At 62.4% G+C, this 20,489-nt stretch carries 15 protein-coding genes; 3 read left to right on the plus strand and 12 right to left on the minus strand.

What is annotated here, in order from left to right; genetic code table 11:
* Positions 1–33 precede the first annotated feature (33 nt).
* Positions 34–1,080, minus strand: coding sequence for an LCP family protein (locus AC6EUH_RS07310; protein WP_499738227.1), 1,047 nt, complete (start codon positions 1,078–1,080; stop codon positions 34–36).
* Positions 1,081–1,436: 356 nt separating this feature from the next.
* Here AC6EUH_RS07310 and AC6EUH_RS07315 point away from each other — a divergent pair, with 356 nt between their 5' ends.
* Together AC6EUH_RS07315 and wecB are read left to right on the plus strand one after the other, a co-directional pair.
* Positions 1,437–1,709, plus strand: a complete 273-nt coding sequence (locus AC6EUH_RS07315; RefSeq protein ID WP_499738228.1) for a hypothetical protein — start codon at positions 1,437–1,439, stop codon at positions 1,707–1,709.
* A gap of 128 nt (positions 1,710–1,837) precedes the next feature.
* On the plus strand, positions 1,838–3,010 hold the full coding sequence (gene wecB / locus AC6EUH_RS07320) for a non-hydrolyzing UDP-N-acetylglucosamine 2-epimerase (protein WP_499738229.1): 1,173 nt from the start codon (positions 1,838–1,840) through the stop codon (positions 3,008–3,010).
* A gap of 448 nt (positions 3,011–3,458) precedes the next feature.
* Here wecB and AC6EUH_RS07325 read toward each other — a convergent pair whose 3' ends face one another.
* From AC6EUH_RS07325 to AC6EUH_RS07360, 8 genes are all read right to left on the minus strand, one after another.
* Positions 3,459–4,592, minus strand: a complete 1,134-nt coding sequence (locus AC6EUH_RS07325; protein ID WP_499738230.1) for a hypothetical protein — start codon at positions 4,590–4,592, stop codon at positions 3,459–3,461.
* Between the two features lie 259 nt (positions 4,593–4,851).
* On the minus strand, positions 4,852–9,255 hold the full coding sequence (locus AC6EUH_RS07330) for a glycosyltransferase (RefSeq protein WP_499738231.1): 4,404 nt from the start codon (positions 9,253–9,255) through the stop codon (positions 4,852–4,854).
* A gap of 39 nt (positions 9,256–9,294) precedes the next feature.
* A complete protein-coding gene (gene wecC / locus AC6EUH_RS07335) occupies positions 9,295–10,542 on the minus strand; it encodes a UDP-N-acetyl-D-mannosamine dehydrogenase (protein WP_499738232.1) in 1,248 nt (415 codons plus the stop codon).
* A gap of 13 nt (positions 10,543–10,555) precedes the next feature.
* Positions 10,556–12,472, minus strand: a complete 1,917-nt coding sequence (locus tag AC6EUH_RS07340; RefSeq protein ID WP_499738233.1) for a CgeB family protein — start codon at positions 12,470–12,472, stop codon at positions 10,556–10,558.
* Positions 12,469–13,359, minus strand: a complete 891-nt coding sequence (locus tag AC6EUH_RS07345; RefSeq protein WP_499738234.1) for an ABC transporter ATP-binding protein — start codon at positions 13,357–13,359, stop codon at positions 12,469–12,471. Before AC6EUH_RS07345 ends, AC6EUH_RS07340 begins: the two co-directional genes overlap by 4 nt.
* A complete protein-coding gene (locus AC6EUH_RS07350; protein WP_499738235.1) occupies positions 13,343–14,191 on the minus strand; it encodes an ABC transporter permease in 849 nt (282 codons plus the stop codon). The genes AC6EUH_RS07345 and AC6EUH_RS07350 overlap by 17 nt, the downstream gene beginning before the upstream one ends.
* A gap of 44 nt (positions 14,192–14,235) precedes the next feature.
* A complete protein-coding gene (locus AC6EUH_RS07355; RefSeq protein WP_499738236.1) occupies positions 14,236–15,978 on the minus strand; it encodes a glycosyltransferase family 4 protein in 1,743 nt (580 codons plus the stop codon).
* Between the two features lie 83 nt (positions 15,979–16,061).
* Positions 16,062–16,223, minus strand: coding sequence for a hypothetical protein (locus AC6EUH_RS07360; RefSeq protein ID WP_156367487.1), 162 nt, complete (start codon positions 16,221–16,223; stop codon positions 16,062–16,064).
* Positions 16,224–16,957: 734 nt separating this feature from the next.
* Here AC6EUH_RS07360 and AC6EUH_RS07365 point away from each other — a divergent pair.
* The gene (locus AC6EUH_RS07365; protein ID WP_499738237.1) at positions 16,958–17,461 is read left to right on the plus strand and encodes a DUF3515 family protein; all 504 of its coding nucleotides are present in this window, start codon (positions 16,958–16,960) and stop codon (positions 17,459–17,461) included.
* Between the two features lie 3 nt (positions 17,462–17,464).
* Here the strand turns inward: AC6EUH_RS07365 and AC6EUH_RS07370 are convergent, their stop codons facing one another.
* From AC6EUH_RS07370 to AC6EUH_RS07380, 3 genes are read right to left on the minus strand one after another with little or no spacing between them, the layout of a single operon-like run.
* Entirely contained in the window at positions 17,465–18,610 is a 1,146-nt protein-coding gene (locus AC6EUH_RS07370; RefSeq protein ID WP_499738317.1) for a D-alanine--D-alanine ligase family protein, read from the minus strand.
* Complete coding sequence (locus AC6EUH_RS07375; RefSeq protein ID WP_499738238.1) at positions 18,607–19,659, minus strand: NAD(P)H-dependent glycerol-3-phosphate dehydrogenase; 1,053 nt, start codon at positions 19,657–19,659, stop codon at positions 18,607–18,609. Before AC6EUH_RS07375 ends, AC6EUH_RS07370 begins: the two co-directional genes overlap by 4 nt.
* On the minus strand, positions 19,656–20,480 hold the full coding sequence (locus AC6EUH_RS07380) for a lysophospholipid acyltransferase family protein (protein ID WP_499738239.1): 825 nt from the start codon (positions 20,478–20,480) through the stop codon (positions 19,656–19,658). Before AC6EUH_RS07380 ends, AC6EUH_RS07375 begins: the two co-directional genes overlap by 4 nt.
* Positions 20,481–20,489 lie beyond the last annotated feature (9 nt).

The raw sequence follows: 20,489 nt of genomic DNA on the forward strand, positions 1-20,489 counted from the left end.
GCCGCAGCACGGCATATGCGGGTTCTGTCCGCGTTAGGGCGTTTTGGTGAGCCCCGCGTCCTGCACGTAGGAACCGAACGAATCGTCGGCCAGGGCCTTGCTGATGCCGGCGATCGCGGCGTCGTCGCGCAAGACAATCGACTGGCCGTCGGTCGAGGTGCCAATGCCTTGGGTCGGCAGCGTGAAGCTGACCACGTCCGAGCCGCGGACGTCGCGGAGCCCGAGGGCCAGGCCACCGGCGGCCGCGGCGTCAAGCGACTCGTCGGTGCTGATGTACGGCGAGACGTTGTCTACCAGGCTGCTGATTTTCCCGGGATTGGTCAGCGTCTCGGCCGTGAGGAACTTGGCCATGAGGGCTTTAAGGAATACCTGCTGGTTCTTGACGCGCTGGTAGTCGCCGTCGCTGAACGCCTTGCGTTCGCGGACGAAGGCCAGCGCCTGTTCGCCGGTCAGCTGCTGCTTGCCCTCGGCGAAGGAAAAATCGTTGGTGTTGAACGCCATGGGCACGTTGACGTTGACCCCGCCCAGGGCGTCGGTCATTGCCTTGAAGCCTTCGAAGTCGATGACGGCCACGTGGTCCAGCCGGGTGTCGAACATCCCTTCCAGGGTCTGCACCACCAGCGGGATGCCGCCCAGGGCCATGGCGGAGTTCATCTTGGCCTCGCCGTGGCCGGGAATCTCCACCCACGTGTCGCGCATGATGGACATCATGTAGATGTTCTTGCGGTCCGCGGGGATGTGGACCCACATCATGGTGTCCGAGCGCTGGTCCGAGGAGTCGCCGGCCTCCGCTGATCCCAACGCCGCCGCGCGGCTGTCGCTGCCCAGGAGCAGGAGGTTGGTGGCACCTTCCTGGACCTTCGCGGGCCGGCCGGCATCGTCCGGGAACGCCTGTTCAATTTTCTGGGACTTGGAGTTGAAGCTGCTGGCCAGGTTGAAGGCGTAAACCCCCGCACCGACCGCTACGACCAGAAAGAACGCCACGATGCCCAGGAGCACGTTCCGCGCGGTTCTTTTCTTCTTAGTCCGGGGCCGCTGCGGCTCCTCGGAAGGAGCCCGATTCTCGGCGACAAAGACCATGTGATGCTTCCCAACGTTTCCAGCAGAGGACAAAAATTGCTCGGCCCAGTATGTCACGGCCGCTCTGGAGAGCCGAGCTTAACCCGCGCTGCGCCGCTGGCGGAGCAGCGTACGACGGCGGTCGTCCAGCCGGTTGCCTCGCCTCTCCCGATGAGCGCCGTGGTCTTGGCGCCGGGACAGTGGCTGCGGGGGGGGGGTGGTCACTGAATTCTGGGCCCAAATGATCCATCGCTGCGTCCGAAATGCACAGCACGGGGGCAGTGATGCAAGAATTGATAGGGACGCGACTGACGTTCCGGTGACCCGGTTGACGCAGGACAACCGACTTAACCCGATCAGAAGAGGAGGAGTACGCGGTGAACGAATCCAACGACGCTCCCCCGCTGATCGCCGCTCCGCGCCATCTGCGCAGGCGGTTCCTGCATGAGGAGATCGCCGACGAACTCCTCGTACCGGGTACCGAGCCCCTAGCCTTTCCTGCCAGCCCAGCGTCACGGAAGGCGGTCGACCGCCCAGCCAAGCCAGCGCGATCCAGTTACGCGCGGAAGCGCCTAGTGGCCCTGGCTCTCGTGGTGGTAGTTTCCCTGACCATCCCGGTGCTTATACTGGCGCTTGTACTGGCCGGCTGAAGCTAGCGCCCGCCCCATTCGTAGGTGCCACCGGTGCGAGCCATCAGCAGCGACCCGGATTTACTGTTCGGACTGCGGGTCGCATAGGATTCATGGGTCCGCGGCCTAAATCTTTCGGGGGAACCTCTATGCCCATCATCATGCCCATTTATGGCACTCGTCCCGAGGCCATCAAGATGGCTCCCATCGTCGCCGCGCTGCACGAGTCTGAGCTCTTTGATTGTGTGGTGACCGTCACAGGCCAGCACCGCGAGATGCTGGACCAGGTCAACGAGCTCTTCGGCATCGTGCCGGACCACGATCTGAACATCCTGCAGCAGCGGCAGTCACTGTCCGCCATCTTGACCCGGACCATTGACGGGTTAGACAAGCTGTTCGCCGAGAAGAAGCCTGACGCCGTGATTGTGCAGGGCGACACCACGACGTCGACCGCCGGGGCAATCGCTGCTTTTTATCACGGGATTCCCGTCGTGCACGTCGAAGCGGGTCTTCGCAGCGGGGACCTCTTCTCCCCGTTCCCGGAGGAGGCCAACCGCAAGATCACGAGCCAGATTGCCAGCCTCCACCTTGCTCCCACCAGTGTCAGCCGGGCCAATTTGCTCGCGGAAGGCATCAACGCCAGCGACGTCGTGGTCACCGGCAACTCGGTTATCGACGCCCTCCTGACGACCGTAGGTAAGCAGATCCCGTTTACCGACCCTCAACTTGAGGAGCTCGCACGTAGCGGTCGGAAGATCCTGCTGGTGACCACCCACCGCCGCGAGAACCAGGGCGATGCCATGCGCGGAGTGGGTCGTGCGTTGGCACGAATCGCGGACGCCGAACCTGACATGGTGATTGTCTTGCCGGCGCACAAGAACCCCGTTGTGCGGGAGGCAGTGCTCCCGGCCTTGGAAGGCAAGACGAACGTTATCGTCACGGAGCCCCTGGCTTACGGCGAATTCACGCGTATGCTGTCGCTCGCCCACATCGTACTCACCGATTCAGGCGGAGTGCAGGAAGAGGCACCGAGCCTCGGCAAGCCTGTCTTGGTGATGCGGGACAACACCGAACGTCCCGAGGCAGTCGACGCCGGAACGGTGACCCTGATCGGTACCGACGAAGAGCGCATCGTGAAGGAAGTGGACCGGCTGCTGAATGACCAGAATCACTTCGATTCGATGGCCAACGCGGTGAACCCCTACGGTGACGGCATGGCAGCGGCCCGCACGGTCGCCGCCATCGCGCATATGCTCGGCCTGGACAGCCGTCTTCCTGAGTTCGGTGAAGTCGAGCCGAGCGACATGGCCGTGCACGTCTAAAACTTGCGCCCGTTGCCCCGCGCAGCCCTGATAAGCGAGGTCGAGTGGGGCAACGATCGTGTCCGCGACGAGCGGCTGTCCGTGACCTGCGCAAGTTCGTCTACTGAAAAGCCAACAACCAAGTGTCCCTCTGTAACCAGATTGCTGTGCCTCCCCGCATGCCGTGGTAGTCCATCTCGTTGACGAGCGCTCCGCGGCCAGTTTTTTGGGACCCAGAGCTACCTTTCGGGCTGCCGCCCCGAGGTAAACAAGCGTTCGCAGGCTACGCATCCCGTTTGAGGCTCGCGGAGGCAAGAACACTAAGTCGCTCGAATACTAGGGCTTCTCGATTACACGAGTTGGGCTGGTTCCCTACAGCACTTTTGAGTCCAGCCACAGTGCCGCTGGCACTAGGCCGACGTCGCCGCTATTGGCGTGCAATTTCCGCTCTGGAATTGGGAACAGAGACTCAGGCCCAATGCGTGGTGAATGCCTCGATCGAAGTGTCCGCGTCCTGTCGGCGGAAAACCCTGGCCCTCACATGGCCTTCGTTCGGGGACACCACAAACGAGAATTCCACCTCCCCAGAGTACGGACGTCGTTCGAGGACTGACTTCTTTCCAGAGAGGTGAACGGCGAGTTTTTCGCCCTCTGCGGGCCAGCAACGCAGCGTTACCTTCTCCCGCGTGCGGGTGAATGAGTAGGGCAATGGTTCCTGCCATGCGCCGTTCTCAAGATCCAGCGCCTCCGCGGCCAACAAATGTTTGAAGACCCACCCGATCTTGCTGTGGGGTACGCCGGGAAGGATCAGGCTTGAAACCGAATATCCCGCTGCCCGTGCCTCCTCCGTGAGCGGACGCACGTGGGATTTCAGGTGGTGATCCCTCGAACCAACCGCCACTCGAATGGAAGTCCGCCGTTGCCCCCGGACCAGAATTTCCTTGGCCCCGTGGTTTAGGGACTGTCTCGACTCGTCAGACGCGTTCCCAGCCATAAAATCCAGGATTCGAGGGGCTGCTTTGAAGAGATAGTCGCCCACCCGGTACTGCGGGGCGCCCAGCAGCACTCGTCCAACGCCCAGCGTTACGCCGTGCAGAAGGGCGGCTGTGCCCCCTTTGGATGACCCGGCAAACATGACGTCGTTCAAATCGACGCCCAGCTCATCGACCAACTTGGCCAACAACCTCTGCGTCTCATGGAAAATCGAATCGTCCCCGCGGTCCAGCCAGTAGTAGGACCCCTGGCTGCCAAAGTCATCCACAACGAACGCCTTGGCTATTGTATTGCCCTTAACCGAGGCTCTGTAGTTGAAGGTGAAGTCATACTCGGCCCCGATAGCTGAAAATAGGACGAGGAGCTTTCTGGGAGACTGACCGGTGACAGGACTGTCCAAGATGTAGTTAAGGGACCGTTCGGAGTCGTGCCTGCGCCAGCCGAGACCGGGCCGCCCCACTCCCCGATCCTTCAACAAGAATTTTTCGAATCTCAGGTCAATCCTGAGCTCGCCACCGCGCCCGCGGAGTTCTATGCGCTGGCTGGGTAGCGACGTCTCCGAAACAGCGACGGTGGCAGCCAACGTCGATTGGACGTGCAGTTCCGCCACCTGCACTGCCTCACACCAGAAGGCGACGCTGTGTCCGTGAGCCACCACTCGGACTCCCGAGGGTACTGCAATCTTCAGCCCCCAGGGATCTTCCGACGCAACGTGGCAACCCACGGAAAGGCCGTTACCCCTCTCGACTGCTATCACTGACGGCCCGGCAGTCTCCCCAAGGCTGGCGACTGGACCCAGCCCTTCTCGTACTGCTGCTTCAAACGAACGAGCCAGGAAGCTCTGGGCAACGATGTGTTCCGTTGCCAAGCTAGCGTCCACCGTCAGTTCCCGCCGCTGCTCCCAATATCGCTTCGCAGAGCGACGCGAGGACCTCCGGTTTGTTGAATCGTCCTTCAACAAACGACTTGGCCAGCAAGCCTGCTTCACGCCAGCTCTCAGAAGAGGAGTTAGCCGAAGTGATCTTTTGCACCATGTCCGGGACGCTGGCCGCCAGCCAAGACGTCGGGTAGATCTGGTCCGATCCCGGCCATGCAAGGCTGACGGGCATGGCACCCGCGGCCGCACCATCCGCAAGGGTCAGGTGGAACGATTCAAAGTCGCTCACGGAGAGCACGATTCCGATCTTTTGGTACCAGTCGGCCATGTCGTCACCGTGTGGGTCAAAGGTGACGGCGCCCGCCAGATCGGGATCGGAGTTGATCCTGTCGTATTGCTGCTCGTAGTACCGCATTTCCGCAGGGCGGTTTGCCATCCAGGCGAAGTCCTCCGGGCGTTTACCTTTTATGAACAACTGGTAGCGAGGCTCCACAGCTCGCAACGCCTTGAGGACATCCAGCGCCCGGTCGACATGCTTCTGCGCCGGCACTATCCCCACCAATCCGATATGGAAACGTACATCATCGGTCTTGGCGGCCTGTGACACATCGGTGTCCACGGGGTTCGGCACGACGATTGACTTGTTTCGCGGCACACTGTGGTCGCGCACCGCGATGTCGGCGATGTGCTGGCCAACAAAAATCACCGAATCGACGTTCTTGTAGGGAATGTCCTTTAAGAAGGGCCTGAAGAGTTCCTGGGAGTGCACCCTCGTCACCAGCCGTTGATGCGCAAGCTTGTTGGAAGCGAACCACAGGGCATTTCCAAGTGCCCACTCACAGAAGACGACATCAGCGTCTTGGAGCAGGGCTCGGCTATGCTCCGCGTCATGCTTATTGTGGTCTAGCCAGCGATCAATAAGGACATTGTGTCCGCGTCGCTCAAGCTCATCGATTATTCCCTTGGCAAACTTCAAGTCATGGCCAGCAACCAACACCGTCTTGCTGGGCGCAACGCTTTCAGTCTGCAATTTCGGCTCTCGAGCCCGCATTAGTAGACGGCGCAATGTGAGATCTGATGCCGAAGGGGCCGGGTTGACGGCCTCGATCCGTGGGAGCTCTTCTACGGAGCGCGCATGTTGTGCCAGTCCCAACCCGCGCGAGTTCAGTTCGGCCTCGGTAAAGCCGATGCTGTTCCAAGTCCCGAACGTAGCGGCCGTAAGGAGATCTTCGAAGACCGTTCGATCGTTGAGGACGGAGGGGAAAGAGCCCAGGAACGATATCCCGGCATCCGTTGCCTGCTCAAGAGCGTGGGCAAAGTCTTCCACTTTCCTGACCGTGCCGGAATCGGTCGGATCCACGGGACTGAAGACGAGGCTAGGCTGAACGGTCTGCAGCCTAAGTGCGTCGAGCTTCTCAGGCGTGGCCTCGGTGAGGAATACGGCGTAGGAGGGGGCTTCCGGCGCTCGAACCACCAAGCCGGCGGTGCGGAGCACGTAGGCCAGACGGTGGGCTGCCGTGTGCGCGCGGTGGATGAACCTATAAGCCAGCCAGGCGTCCCGTGCCCGAATGTCCTCGTTGGCCATCCATTCACTCATGAGAAGTTCGGCTTCGTCCTGCCCTTTGATGACGGGGACCAAACCGTTCAGGACCTCTTCCACTCCCCTGCCAGTGCCACTGACAACAGCACCTCCTGAGGCCGCGATCTCCATGACTCTTCGCGAGAACATAGTGGGAGATGCATCTACCGAGTTCACGTTGACGTGGACGGGGTGCGCTTTGTAGGCGTCCACCATGTCCGGATAGCTAAGCCCGCCCCGAACAAAACCTTCGAGTGCAGCCGGGAATCGGTAAGGACTGTCGGGATTCAGATGTTGGCGGTCGTAGATTGCAAGTCCGAAGTCCTTGGCGGCGGTCAACAGTCGGGACAGTTCGACAGAGCGCTTGGGGTACTTTTCTCCATAGTACGAACCGGCGTAGGTGACGGCGTGCTCGTAGGGCCGCTTGGATGGCAGGATGTTGTGCAGCAGAGGCTGAGCATAAAACGCCAAGGAAGCGGCTGTCTTGAGTCTGTCGCCTGCGCCAGACAAGTACTGTCGGATGCAGCCGGCGTCAGTGGTAAAGACGTGATCAAAGTGCTTCGCTGTGACCCGGAACCTGTTGAAATGCACAGGGTCTTCCTTGTTCCAGAAAATCGTCGGCACACCCCGGGCGTTGCAGTGGGAGAGCAACGACTTGAGGACTGCGAACGGTTCATCCCCGTAAAAGCCGACTTTTCGGTGCCACAGACCTTCCACGCCCTCCCATGCTGACTCCACAAACAGCGCATCCACCGGTTGGGCTTTCAGCTGATCGCGCCACGTCTCAGGTTTGAGGACAACGAAGTTCGCTTCGGGGAGGAGGCTCTCGAGGGTGAACTGGTCGGCAATGATGCCGATCGTCTGGGTCTTGAGTTCTGGCGTATCATCAGCTCGGGAGTCGACCTGGACGGCCCGGTGCGCGGCGGCGGCTGTTTGCGCCGTAAGCGTCCACGTCCGCTGCTCCAACGTCCAAAGCCGCGCCCGGCGGCCCATCCCCGTTCGAAGTTCAGGGTCCGCGACGAGCCGTGCCAGCGTGTCTGCCAACGAGTCGGGGTTGCCGGGCTGGCAGAGCAGAGCCCGCTGCTGACCTTCACCGGCTAGGTCACGGGAGGGGCCCAAATCACTGAGGACGACGGCTTTTCCACTTGCCATCGCCTCGAGGGGCTTGAGCGGCGATACCATTTCCGTCACCGGAAAACGGCGACGGGGGCAAGGCATGATGTCGAATAGGCTCATGTAGTCTGCGACAGTCTTCGCTGGCACTCTGCCCGTGAAGACAACGTGTCCGTCGATTCCAAGCTCTTGGGCCGTCTTCTTGAGCTCGGGCAGCTGTTTGCCGTCCCCGACGATCACCAGTCGCACGTCGAGCTCCCGGCTCAACAGGGTCTTTGTGGCGGCCAGGAGATCGCCGATGCCTTCGTAGGCAACCAGACTTCCGGCGTACCCGATCACAATCGATTCATCCGTCAGGCCAAGCTTGTCTCGAAGGGCACGCAAGGGCGGCATGGGCTTGAACTTGTTCGGGTCGACCGAGTTCGGCAGGAGGCCAATGTTTGACTTTGTGGCGCCGCGACGGACCAGTTCGTCGCGGACCTGATCGGTGATCGCGAGTACCTGATCCGCCTGCTCGACCACCAGGGTCTCGAGCGTGACGGCCAGTCGGTACCGATCGCTTTGCGCCCACCACGGTTTGTCGGAGAGCTCTGTAATTTCCCATATCCCCCTGACTTCGTAGACAAAAGGAAGTCCAAGGCGGCGAGCGGCCATCAGCGCCGGGAGGGCTGTTACGTTGTTCGACGCGGCATGGATGACGGCCACTCTGTTCCGTTGCGCTTCCCGCACATAGACGTCCGCAGCGTCCATCAAGTAATGATCCAGACGGTCAGAACTCAGATCGGGGCCGGGGTTGAAAATGTGCGGCACGCCCGCGATATTCCGCTCCAGGCGGTGCTGTCCGGGGGCCGAAACGTCAGTAGCCGAGTCCCAGGGATAGCCCGGTCTCGCTACTACGACGACGTCCTCACCGCCGGCACTGAGACCCCCGACCAGGCCAGCTGTCCTGGTCGAATAGCCGTTGCTGTTGAAGTGCCCGGTGCTGTGCGCGCAGTACATTACCCGGCCGCGCTCAACCAGATACCCGGGGTTGGGCTGTCGCGGAGACAAGTTGATTCCCGATTGCAGGAGGGCGTCCTGGCCGAGTATGTTGTCCAGGATCCGCCGTTCGGACACTGAAACATCGGCGAGAAGTTCGCCGTTTGCCAGGATTCTGGCTGCTGGAGACGTGATGGCGCCCCGGACGAAGTACTCATGCGACACCAGCTTGAGCAGGGCGCCACGCGAGGGAGCATCTTTGAACTCGGTTTCAAGCTGTTCAAAGGTGCGAGCTGCATCCGGTGTAGAGGAAACAGGAGTTGGCTGAGTCGTCTTTGGGGCAGCGCCCGCAGGCTCGGGACTACCGTGGCCTGCGGTGGGACGAATCGACGACGCTAGTTGTGCTGGAAGTCGCCGGAGCGGTCGCATTGGGCCGATGATGAGTTTCCCCACACGAAGGCTTGTGGACTTCCGCAGCCTCTGCAGCGTCGACTTGAGTTCGGCATTTTCCTGACTGGAGGCCGAATACTTCCTCTTGAACTCATCCCGTGCACGCTGCATCGCGCGCAGGCGTTTGTCGAGGTCGTCGATTTTTTGCAGCTGGCGGGTTGAGCGCTTAACCAGCCGTTCGTAGTCCTGAATCAAGGCTTCAATATCCTGCATGTAGCGCTTACGTTTAGCCAGATTTACGGCCGATGTCTGCGCCACTTCATCAGAATGTTTCATCTAGTCCCTACCCCGCCTGTCCCTGTCTGGACGCGCTTCCTACTGCCAAATACCGCGGGTGTCGATCAGCGGTTTGCCAGCCACGGCGCTGAGGTCCATCTCCTTGAAATCGTCGTGGTCGACCAGGAGCAAGACGGCGTCCGCACCGGCAACGGCCAGGTCCAGATCGTGCAGCGAAACATTGGAAAGACTGTTGAGCTGACGCGGGAGAACGTCCACATGCGGTTCCACTACGAGGAGTTCTGCGCCGTCCAGCTTGGCACTGAGCTTTTCCACGATGGCAACGGCGGGTGACTCGCGGAGGTCATCAATGTTCGCCTTGAAGGCGAGCCCCAAAACAGCGATCTTCGGCGATACGGTCTCCCCGACAGCCTCCTGCACTTTCTTCACCACCCAGTCGGGTTTCGAGTCGTTGGTCTCGCGAGCCTGCCGGATTAGCTGCGCTTCCTCCGGGGCAGCGGCCACGATAAACCAGGGATCGACGGCAATGCAGTGGCCGCCCACGCCGGGACCCGGCTGCAAAATGTTGACGCGGGGGTGGTGGTTCGCCAGTTTGATGAGTTCCCAGACGTTGATGCCCAGCTTGTCGCTGATCACCGAAAGCTCGTTCGCGAAGGCAATATTGACGTCCCGGTAAGAGTTCTCCACGAGCTTGGCCATTTCCGCCGTGGCTGCGTCGGTAACGAGGATCTCGCCCTGGCAGAAGACGGCGTACAGTGCTTTGGCGAGCTGGGCTGCCTCCGGAGTCAAGCCTCCGACAATGCGGTCATTGGTAACAAGCTCAATCATGATGCGGCCGGGCAGCACACGCTCGGGGCAGTGGGCCACGTGGATGGAGGGCTTTCCGCCTGCTCCGTCGAGACTCAGGTCAGGTCGTAGGCTGACGAGGTAGTCGCCCAGGAGCTGCGTGGTTCCAGGAGGTGACGTGGACTCCAGAATGACGAGCTCTCCACCCACAAGCCGGGGTGCGATGCCCCGCGCTGCCGCCTTGATATAGGTGACGTCAGCTGTGTGGTCGGCGTTAAAGGGCGTGGGGACGGCAACGATGTACGCCTGGGCGGAGGGCGTCTCGGTGGATGCGCTGAGCTTATGCTGACTCACGGCGCCTGCTACGTACGATGCGAGGTCTGGTTCGACGAAGGGAACTTCCCCGCGGTTGACCGATTCGACGGTGCCCGGATTAACGTCCACGCCGATGACGTGGATGCCGTTGCCGGCAAGAATCGCCGCGGTGGGCAGGCCGATGTAGCCCAAACCGATGACAGCTACTGTTTCAATGGTATTCAAGGAGAACCCCCACTCAGACAGAGACTTGATCTCTGTAATTTCCAAAAAATTTCAATACACCGCTGGCCAGCAACTCCGCGTCGCTAATCCGCCAGGTGTGGCCTGCGGAGGCACGTTGTTGACAGTAGTTGAACCTGTCGGACGCGTAGACCGCGGCTCCGCCAGCAACGACGTCACGAAGAAAGCGTGTATCTTCTCCGCTGCCGATGGCGGCAAAAGGGCTGCTGCGGAAGACTTCCGCGGATCCCATGATTGTGGGGCCCATGACCGTCCGAGTATACCGGTGCTCCCACTCGGGAAAGCGAAGCAGTGTTGCGTTCCGGTCCGCGAGATACATGTAGTGGGCCTGTTTACCCACCACCTCCGCGCCTGAATAGTCCAAAGCGAAAAGTTGGTCGCTGAGGTAATCGGCGGCGTAAAAGTCGTCATCGTCCATCTTTGTCAGGACTTGCCCGGCCGCCGCTGATACGCACATATTCAAGCACTCCCCCAGGGAAACGTGGGCCTCCGCTGTAAGTAATGTCACAGCTGGAACGCCGAACTGCTCCTTCAGGAGACGGACCCTTGCGCCGTCCGCTGTGAAACCGTGGGTCAGCAGCACCAACTCCGCGTCGACGTCGCGCTGGCTTCCGACCGTCTGGAAGATATACTCCAGCTGCCAGGGCCGAATCGTCGAAACCAGGATCGACACCGTCGGGCGCCGCTCCTGCAGGGACAGCCCTGGAGCGACGGCGGCCAGTATTTGCTGACTCCTCACCCGGTAGGTGTGGTCCTGCCAGATCCTCCGCTGGCCGCGGTGGAGTTGGCGCTCGCCCAGTTCCGGGTTCCGGTGCAATGCTCGCAGGAGGTGCTCGGCTTCCTTCTCTGTGGCAACCGTGAAGATCTCATCAGGGTTGAAATGAGTCCCGATCGCAGCACTGGGTGTGGTCACTACGGTGGACCCGCTGGCGATGATCTCGAATATTCGCCGTGAGCACATGGATGGGGAATCCACGACAGAATTTACGTTCAGGAATGTCTTGTAAGCCTTGTAAGCGGTGAGCATCTCCGGGTAGTCAAGGGAACCCACCACTCGTTCAGCGAAGGGCTGCGGAAACTGGTACTTCGGTTCGCCGCCCATTTGCCGCGAAAAGATCTCGAGGCCCGTCCCCATGGCGTCCGACGCAGATTCGGCCGCTGCGAGCAGCAGATCCAGTTGCTCCCGGCGCTCAGGGTATTTCTCGGTGAAGTACATACCGCCAAAGGCCACATCACGGTCGTGCCAACCATACTTCGGGCGGACCGGATTATGAATCAGCGGCTGGGCAGCGAACGGCAGCACTGCCACGCGGTCATGACCGAGGTCATGGAAGTAATCCACGATCTTGTTTGCGTCGCTCGTGAACACGAAGTCAAACAGCTTGGCCGCCGCGAGAAAGTCATCGTAGTGGGGCGGATCCTCCTTGTTCCAAAAGACAGACGGAATCCCCTGTTCGCGGCACCACGCCGTCAACTGGGCCAATGGTGATGACTCTGCATGTTCCTTGCCGACGATCTTCCCGGCCCATTGCCCCTTGTTCCCGTTCCAGGCTGACTCTACGAGCAGGAGATCAAAGGGGCTATCCGACAACTGCTCCAGCCACGAGCGTGGCGACAACGGGGTGCACTCCCATTCCGTACCGAAGGCCAGCGCCGAAAAGTCGTCGAGCACCACAGCAGCCCGCACCGCCGCCACGGACCCGGAGCGGGACGAAGGTATGGTCGATGACCGGAATTTAAGGCGTCTGTTCTTGCCGCGCCCAACCCAGACGCCTTCGGCGCCCCGGACGGTGTCAAGCTTCCGGTGACCCGCCTCAAATGCTTCTCTTGCGAGCCATGTACGCACCTGCTGCGGGCCACCAGATCTGAAATGCCAAAGGAGTTTCCGCAGCGAACGGATATCCGCCTTCACGCCTTTGACCGCCTAGCGGAGTTGCGGTCGGTTACGTCGGCTACTTCCAGATCGTGGATCATGCGCCTGCGGAGCTTCATGGCGCCGAACCGGTCTCCGGCCGCAAGCTTTTGCGTAAACATCCGATACCACTTGATGACCTCGGCCGGCTCCCCGTCGGAGACCAACTCTCCCTGGTCGATCCAGATGGCTCTGTTGCAGAGGTCGGCGATCGTCGGCATGCTGTGGCTCACCAAGAAGACGGTTCCGGCTTGGCCAAGCAGCTCCAACATGCGCTTGCGTGTTTTGTCTTTGAACTGTGCGTCGCCAGTATTCAGTGCTTCGTCAATGATGAGGATTTCCGGGTCGATGCTGGCGGCAATTGCGAACCGGAGTCTCGACCCCATTCCCGCTGAATACGACTTCATCGGCATGGTTATTGCCTCGCCAAGGCCTGACAATTCAACGATCTCGTCGTATTTCTCTTCTATCTGCTGGTGCGTCATCCCCATGGCGAGGCACCCAAGAACGATGTTCTGGTCGCCTGACAGGCCAGGAAGCAACGCCGCATTGACGCCGAGCATCACCGGAGTAGACGTCGCATAGACAGCGCCCGACGTGGGGGGAACCTGACCGCCAACGAGTTTCAGCAGCGTGCTCTTCCCGGACCCGTTCCTGCCGATGATTCCTACCGACTCACCGTGCTCCACAACGAGGGACAACTCCTTGAGCGCCTCCACCTCCACCGTTTTGGTGCGGTTGCCCATGTCCTTAAGCCGCGTCCACGGCATCGTACTGGAGGACGACACGTCCCGGCTGCGGCTCTTGGTCCAGTAAGTCATGCTGACCTTGTCGATGACCACCGCCGGAGTGCCCTGGATGAAGTTCAGATCAGAGTTCTCGCCCATAGGTTTCCTCCCCTTTCCAGAAGAAGACCGTTCCCATGGCAAGGGCAGCTACGGCCCAAAGCGTGAGGATAGTCCAGGGCTCCCACGTGCCGATACTCCCGTACAGAAGACACTCACGGGCCAAATGCAATACGTTGTAAAGGGGGTTGTATTCCATCAGTGACTTAACGGCAGGCATTGAGTCGAAACGGTCAATGGAGAAGAACAGGCAAGACGCATACATCCAAAGTCGCAGGGCGTAAGTGATGAGTTGGCTAACGTCATTGAACATTGCCACCAGCCGGGCGAGAAACAGCCCGATCCCCAAGTTAAAGACAAACTGAAGCGCCACAATGGGAATGAGCATGAGCCATCGCCACGATATCTCCTCGGCCGGCGGGAGGAGTATCACGAGGATGAGCATCGTGATCAGGACCGGAATATTAGACAGCAACTCCCGGACGTTAGCCGCCACAACCAGACTGGCGCGGGGAAATTGAAACGCATGAATGACATTCTTATTTGCGGAGATGATCCTGGACGAGGTCGAAATGGAGCGTGTCGACATCTGAAACAGGAAAACTCCGATGATCAGAAACGCCACGAAATTTTCAATTCCGCCGCCGGACTTCAACAGTACGCCCATGATCAGGTAGAACATCAGCCCGTTCAGCAGCGGGCCCAGTACAAGCCACGCACGTCCCAGCCGGTCCTGCTCATTGCCGGTTTGAACACGGGCCTGCGCGTCGTAATAGATGAAATGCCGGTAGTCCCAAAGCGAGACGAGGTAATCGAGGAAGGGCGGTCGGGCACCGACACGGCGCAGATCACGCAGGTTGACGGACGTTGCCACAGCGGTAGGTTGTGGCCCCACAGGGGCCGTCGGAGTATCCGTGCTCAACTAAGAGCCTCCACCAATTGCCCGTAGGCAGCATCGAGGGCCACGGCATTCGCCTGCCATGTGCGGTTTTTCAGCACTTCGTGCCTTCCTGCCTGTCCTAAGCGGTTTCTAAGCTCCTGAGAACCGAGCAACCTTTCCAGTTTTTTTGCCACATCGTGCGGGTCGCCTGCGTCAGCCAATAGCCCGTTGGTGCCGTCCCTCACGATTTCCTGGAGCGCAGGAAGCCTGCTTGCCAGGACTGGTCGAGAGGTGGCTAGGGCTTCTACCGGTTTCAGCGGCGTCACCGAACGGGTGACTTCGAAGTCTTTACGCGGAACAACAAAGATGTCCAGCGCCTGATGGTAGCGGAATGCTTCGTCCTTCGAAACGCGCCCTGTGAAGATGACACGGTCCCCAAAGCCACAGTGCTTGGCCTGTTCCCGCAACGCCGGGAGCGACACTCCGTCTCCCACGATGAGCAGCCGCAGGTCTGGGTGGCGGCCGGCCAACTCCGTGAAGGCTGCTATGAGGTCATCGATGCCTTCATAGGCTACCAAGCTGCTCACAGTTCCGATGTACTGCCCGTCTTCGGCGAGACCAAGGTCACGCCGGGCCACGGAGGGTTCCAACGGCTCCAGTAGGAAGCGCCCCCCAACGGCGTTTGGCGTCACCAGGATCTTCTCAGTAGGGATTCCGGCGGCGACGATGGCGGCCTTCATTGCCTCCCCGAGTGTCACCACCAGGTCGGCCGCGGCCATGACCTCGGCCTCGCGTTGCTGGAACAGCCGGTACTTTTCGCTGTCGCGGGCCGCCGGAACACGGGTGGATGCCCAGGTGTCCGCCAACTGACCACGAACTTCGTACACCCAGGGGATGTCCAGTGCCTCTGCCACGGCCCGGACCACCATGCCGTTGACGAAGTGTGTGGTGGTATGAAGAACGCTCGGCCTGAACTCCAACGCCACGCTCAGCAGTTCCTCGGCCTGTTGCTGGAGACGCGCGTCCAGCGTCGCGGCCAGGTGAGTGGGGAGGAGCCGCCGGTAGCGCACGCCGTCCACCACGTCGCTGGAGCGGGCGCGCAGCTTTCCCACCTGCACGGGATAGCCGAGCCTTGTGACCGCAAGGACGTCCCAGCCCTCCTGCTGCTGTGCCGCCATGGTCGAGTGGGACCGCTGGGCGTAGCCGCTGGCCGTGTGGGGCAGGGAATTGGTCAGCAAATGAAGAACTCTGTTGCGAACCGGCGTGTAGTCTCGCCGAGCCAGTGCTGGCGCAGTCCCTTGGAATACCGCCAATTCGCCCGCCAAACGGGCCTGCAGGCGCCGTCCGGACGCACCGGAGCCTTCGAGGGCAGCCACGGCGGCGGTCATGGCGCCGTCATGCCAGAGCCTCCGCGCTTGTGCAGCCTGATAACCCCGTGAATCTTGCGCACCGGCCAGCAGCGCATCCGAAAGCGCCGGTAGATTCGCGACGGTTGCGATGTCGGCGAGTCTTCTTGCGTGCACGCCCGCGACCTTACGGTCAGCGCCGAGTCCGAGCCGCCGGGTGACGTCGCCCTCGTCACCCAGTGTGAGTGAGGCGAGCAAGACCGGAACGGACAGGGAGTTCTTCGGGGAGATTGCGCACACCAGCCGTGCCGCCGGGTGGACGATTGACGCAGGCAGACGCCGGGACAACTGGAGGGACAGCACCATGGGATCGTCCGTCAGGTGCTGCAGCACGGTATGCGCGGCGAGCCGCGCATTGGTCAAAAGCTGGATCATAGGGATACTGCAGACCGCAGCCCACCGGGCGCCGGCTGGCCGGTCAGGGCCGGGCAAACTACTGCTTCTTGCACCACGATCAATTACTTTCCTGCCCTGGCGGCCAGGCCGCGGCTCTTTCCGCCAAGAAACCGGAAGTAGGCAAAGCCGAGCCCCAGCAAAATAAGAACTGTGATGATCTGAATCGACAGGGGGCTGCCGGTGGCGGTGGCCACGGCCGCCTGGATTTCGGCCGTGACGATCACCGGAGGCTCGGCCGGAGCGGCCGCTACAGCAGGTTCTGTTGTTCGTGCGGGTTTCGGCGTCGGCGAAGCTGAGGGCGTCGCCGTTGCGGTAGCACTTGCTTCCTGGGAGGGAAGCTCTGCCGGCGGCTGTACGGCAGGCAGGGAGCCCGGCCGCGGCGCAACCACGACACCGGGAACCTGTCGAGCGGGAAGGGGAGCCCCGGGCGCCACGAAAGCAGGCGGAGGCGTGAAGGCCGCCGGCGGGGTCACAACCGGAGCCGGGGTGATCACCGGTGGCAGGACAACAGGAGGCTGGACGGGGGCAGGCTCCACGGGAGCGGGCTCCACCGGCGCCGGCTCAACCGGTGCGGGCTCAACAGGGGCGGGATCGACCGGCGCGGGCTCAACCGGCGCGGGAGGCGAAATGACCGTGAACGGATCCGTAAGTGCGGCATCGTCGGCGTATGCCGCCGGGGCCGCTGCGCCCACGCAGAGAGCAAGCAGGAGTGCGCACGCGCCAGCGCGTGCTGATCTAATTTTCTGGCTGCGCGACGTCATCGACAGGCCCTCCCCCACGTCCGAGATTGAATTCAATGTGCGCGGTTGTGGCCAGACCTAACGTCGTTGTCGGCAGCGCCCCAGAGTTGCACGGTTCGACCCAAGTGTACTCGACGGCACGGTGCCGGATAATCAACTTGCTGCCCGGGGCGGCCGGGCTGGCAGCAGCGGATGTTTGGCAGGGATAGGCTTAATCAATGCAGCTCTTCCGTCTCCCGGCTTCCGCACGTCCGCTCCGCATTCTGGCCACGGCGGCGACGGCAGGGGTCCTCCTCAGCGCCTGCTCTCCAGTGGTGGACGTCACTCCCGCCAAGGACGCGGCGAACGCAGCCTGTGCCCCCATGATGGTGGCGCTCCCGGATGCGATCGGCGACGCCAAGCTGCGCAAGACCAACAGCCAAGCTACCGCGGCTTGGGGCGATCCGTCCCTGGTCATCCTGCGCTGCGGCGTGAACGTTCCGGGGCCGACGACGGACCGCTGCGTCAGCGTGAACGGCGTCGACTGGGTCATCAAGGAAGGCAACCCGGTGTGGACCCTGACCACCTTTGGACGCGAACCCGCCACGGAGATCCTCATGGACCCGGACAAGATCAGCTCCGCCACCGTCCTCGCAGACCTCGCCGCCGCGGCCGCAAAGGTCCCTGCGGAGCGGAACTGCGTGGGCCAGGCGGACCTGCAGAACCTGCCGCCCAGCCAGTAGGACCTACCGCAGGCCGGTTCTGCGGTGCAGCGCCAGGTGGATCAGCTCGTCGATCAGCTCGGCGTAGCCCAGGCCGGAGGCCTTCCACATCTGCGGGTACATGCTCTTCGGCGTAAACCCGGGCATGGTGTTGATCTCGTTGATGATGAGTTCGCCCTCGGGCGTGTAGAAGAAGTCCACCCGGCTCAGGCCCTCGGCGCCAACGGCGTCGAACGCGACGGCGGCCAGCTCGCGGACCCGGGCGATGGCCTCGTCCGGGAGGTCGGCCGGGCAGCTGAGGGCCGCGGCGTCGTCCACGTATTTGGCGTTGAAGTCGTAAAACTCGTGCCCGCCGCCGGCCACGGAAATTTCGCCGGGCATGGACGTGCGGGGAGCGTCGGTCCCCCGGCCCTCCAGTACGGCGCATTCAATTTCACGGCCCACGATGCCGGCCTCGATAACAAGCTTGGGATCATGTTCGCGGGCGGCCTCGATCGCGGCGTCGAGGCCTTCGAGGGAGTCCACCTTGGAGATGCCCATGGACGAGCCGGCGCGTGCGGGCTTGACGAAGACCGGGAAGCCGAGCTGGTCCACGCGCTTACGGACGGTCTCGGGATCGTTGCGCCACTGCCGGTCCGTGACGGCGATGTACGGGCCCACCCGGAGTCCGGCGGATTCAAACACCACCTTCATGAAGTGCTTGTCCATGCCGACAGCGGAGGCCAGGACGCCAGCGCCTACGTAGCGGGTGTCGGACAGCTCCAGGAAGCCCTGGATGGTGCCGTCCTCGCCGAACGGGCCGTGCAGCAGCGGGAACACAACGTCCACGGCGCCGAGTTCTTGCGGAACCTCGTTCGGGGCTGCCACGATCAGCTGGTGTGCGCCACCGATTTCGGTCAGCGCCACGGTCTTGGCCGAGGCAGCAACCTCGGGCAGGGACGAGGCCGAGAGCGACCAGTCGTGGGTGTCGCCCGACGCCAGCACCCACTGGCCGGTCTTGGCGATCCCGATCGGGATGACCTCGTACTTCGTCTGGTCGATGGCGCCGAGGACCCCGGCCGCCGTCACGCAGCTGACCGCGTGTTCGCTGGAACGGCCGCCGAACAGTACTGCCACGCGGGGCCGGGAAGCCTGGCCTTCTGGGTTCACGTTTTGTTCAGTCACGCTCAGTAATCGCCTTCGGGTTTCAGGTCCCGGGACAGCAGCAGCGGTCCCAGTTCGTCGACGGACAGCTTTCCGGTCAGCACGGCGACCACCGCCGCGGTGATGGGCATCTCGACACCAAGCTTGCCGGCCAGCTCATGGACAGCCTGCGCGGACTTGATCCCCTCGGCGGTCTGCGTCATTTCGGCCGTCACCTCGTCCAGGGTGAGGCCCTTGCCCAGCAGCCGTCCGGCCGTGTGGTTCCGGGACAGCGGCGAGGAACACGTCGCCACGAGGTCGCCGAGGCCGGCCAGGCCGGCCATCGTCTGCACTTCGCCGCCCAGGGCGAGCGAGAGCCGCGAGGTTTCCGCGAGGCCGCGCGTGATGACCGACGCCTTGGTGTTGTCGCCCATCCGTTTGCCCTCGCAGATGCCAACGGCCAGCGCGATGATGTTCTTGACGATCCCGCCGATCTCGACGCCGACGACGTCGCCCGTGGTGTACGGGCGGAAGTAGGGAGCGGTGCAGCTGCGCGCGATCCAGCCGGCAGCAATCGGGTCAGAGCAGGCCACCACGGACGCAGTGGGCTCCTCCCGGGCGATTTCCATGGCCAGGTTGGGTCCGGAGACCACGGCGATCCGGCTGGCGGGGACGCCGAGTTCCTCGGAGATGACTTCGCTCATCCGGGCGTCGGAGTGCAGCTCGAGGCCCTTCATCAGGGAAACCACCAGGGCTCCCGGTTCCACCAGATTCTTCCATGCCCGCAGTTGCGGCCTCAGGGTCTGGGCCGGAACGGCCAGGACCACCAGCTGGGCGCCCGCGAGCACTTCCGCGACGTCGGTGGACGCGGTGATGCTCGGCGGAAGTGCGATGTCCTTGAGGTACTGCTCGTTGCGGTGCTTCAGGTTGACCTGGTCAACAACTTCGCCGCGCCGGCCCCAGAGCCGGATGTCGCGCTCGACGCCGGAGGCCGTGGCGGCGTCAGCCAGGATCTTTGCGAAGGTGGTCCCCCAGGACCCTGCCCCGAGGACGGCCACCGTAGTGGCGGTGCCTGTCCCGCCGAAGTCCGCCGTCATTTGGCTCCGTCCGCGCCGGTAGCCGTCCCCGCGTCGGACGTTCCGGCGTCGGGCGTGCCGCTTGCGGTTCCCCCGGCTTTGCCGCCCTGTTCGATGAAGCGGCCGTGCGTGGACTGGTTGTGGGCCGTGGGGTCCCAGCGGACCAGCGGAGGCTGTCCGCCGCGGAGGGTCGCCAGGAGCTCGGTGATGGCCTCCATGATCACGTTGGTTGCCTCAGTGAGGGTGGCCTTGTCCAGCGGACGTCCGGCGAACGCGCTCAGATCCACCGGGTCGCCCACCACCAGGCGCGAAGTCTTCCGCGGGAAGATATACATCCGCTTGGCATAGCGCGGAAGGACCTCGTGGGCACCCCAGTGCGCAATCGGCACCACGGGGATCCCGCCTTCAAGCGCCATGCGCGCGGCACCGGTGTGGCCCTTCATCGGCCACAGCTCAGGGTCCCGGGTCAGTGTGCCCTCGGGGTAGATGATGATGGCGCCGCCCTCGTCCACCACTTCCTTGGCGATCTGCAACGAGCGGTTGGCTCCCGACGTCGAGCGTTCCACCGGGACCTGCTTGGTGGCGCGGAGCACGAAGCCCAGCACTGGCACCTTGAAGAGTCCCGCCTTAGCCAGGAAGCGCGGCATCCGCTTCTGGTTGTAGAGCATGTGCCCCACCACCAGGGGATCGATTTCGGTGCAGTGGTTGGGTGCTGCGATGAAGCCACCGGCAGGCAGCTTCTCCAGGCCCATCCATTGCTTGCGCATCAGGAGGTTCATGATCGGCCGGACGATCCCGGCAACGACGACGAACGTGGTGTGGCTCTTGGCCGATTCCTTCACCGGGTCCCC

The organism is Arthrobacter sp. 001422645, assembly GCF_059816125.1.

Coding starts and splice junctions, on each gene's coding strand:
- AC6EUH_RS07345 (WP_499738234.1), bottom strand. CDS start 13,359: ATGGGCGAGAACTCTGATCTGAACTTCATCCAGGGCACTCCGGCGGTG.
- AC6EUH_RS07375 (WP_499738238.1), bottom strand. CDS start 19,659: ATGACGGCGGACTTCGGCGGGACAGGCACCGCCACTACGGTGGCCGTC.
- AC6EUH_RS07310 (WP_499738227.1), bottom strand. CDS start 1,080: ATGGTCTTTGTCGCCGAGAATCGGGCTCCTTCCGAGGAGCCGCAGCGG.
- AC6EUH_RS07330 (WP_499738231.1), bottom strand. CDS start 9,255: ATGAAACATTCTGATGAAGTGGCGCAGACATCGGCCGTAAATCTGGCT.
- AC6EUH_RS07355 (WP_499738236.1), bottom strand. CDS start 15,978: ATGATCCAGCTTTTGACCAATGCGCGGCTCGCCGCGCATACCGTGCTG.
- wecB (WP_499738229.1), top strand. CDS start 1,838: ATGCCCATCATCATGCCCATTTATGGCACTCGTCCCGAGGCCATCAAG.
- AC6EUH_RS07365 (WP_499738237.1), top strand. CDS start 16,958: ATGCAGCTCTTCCGTCTCCCGGCTTCCGCACGTCCGCTCCGCATTCTG.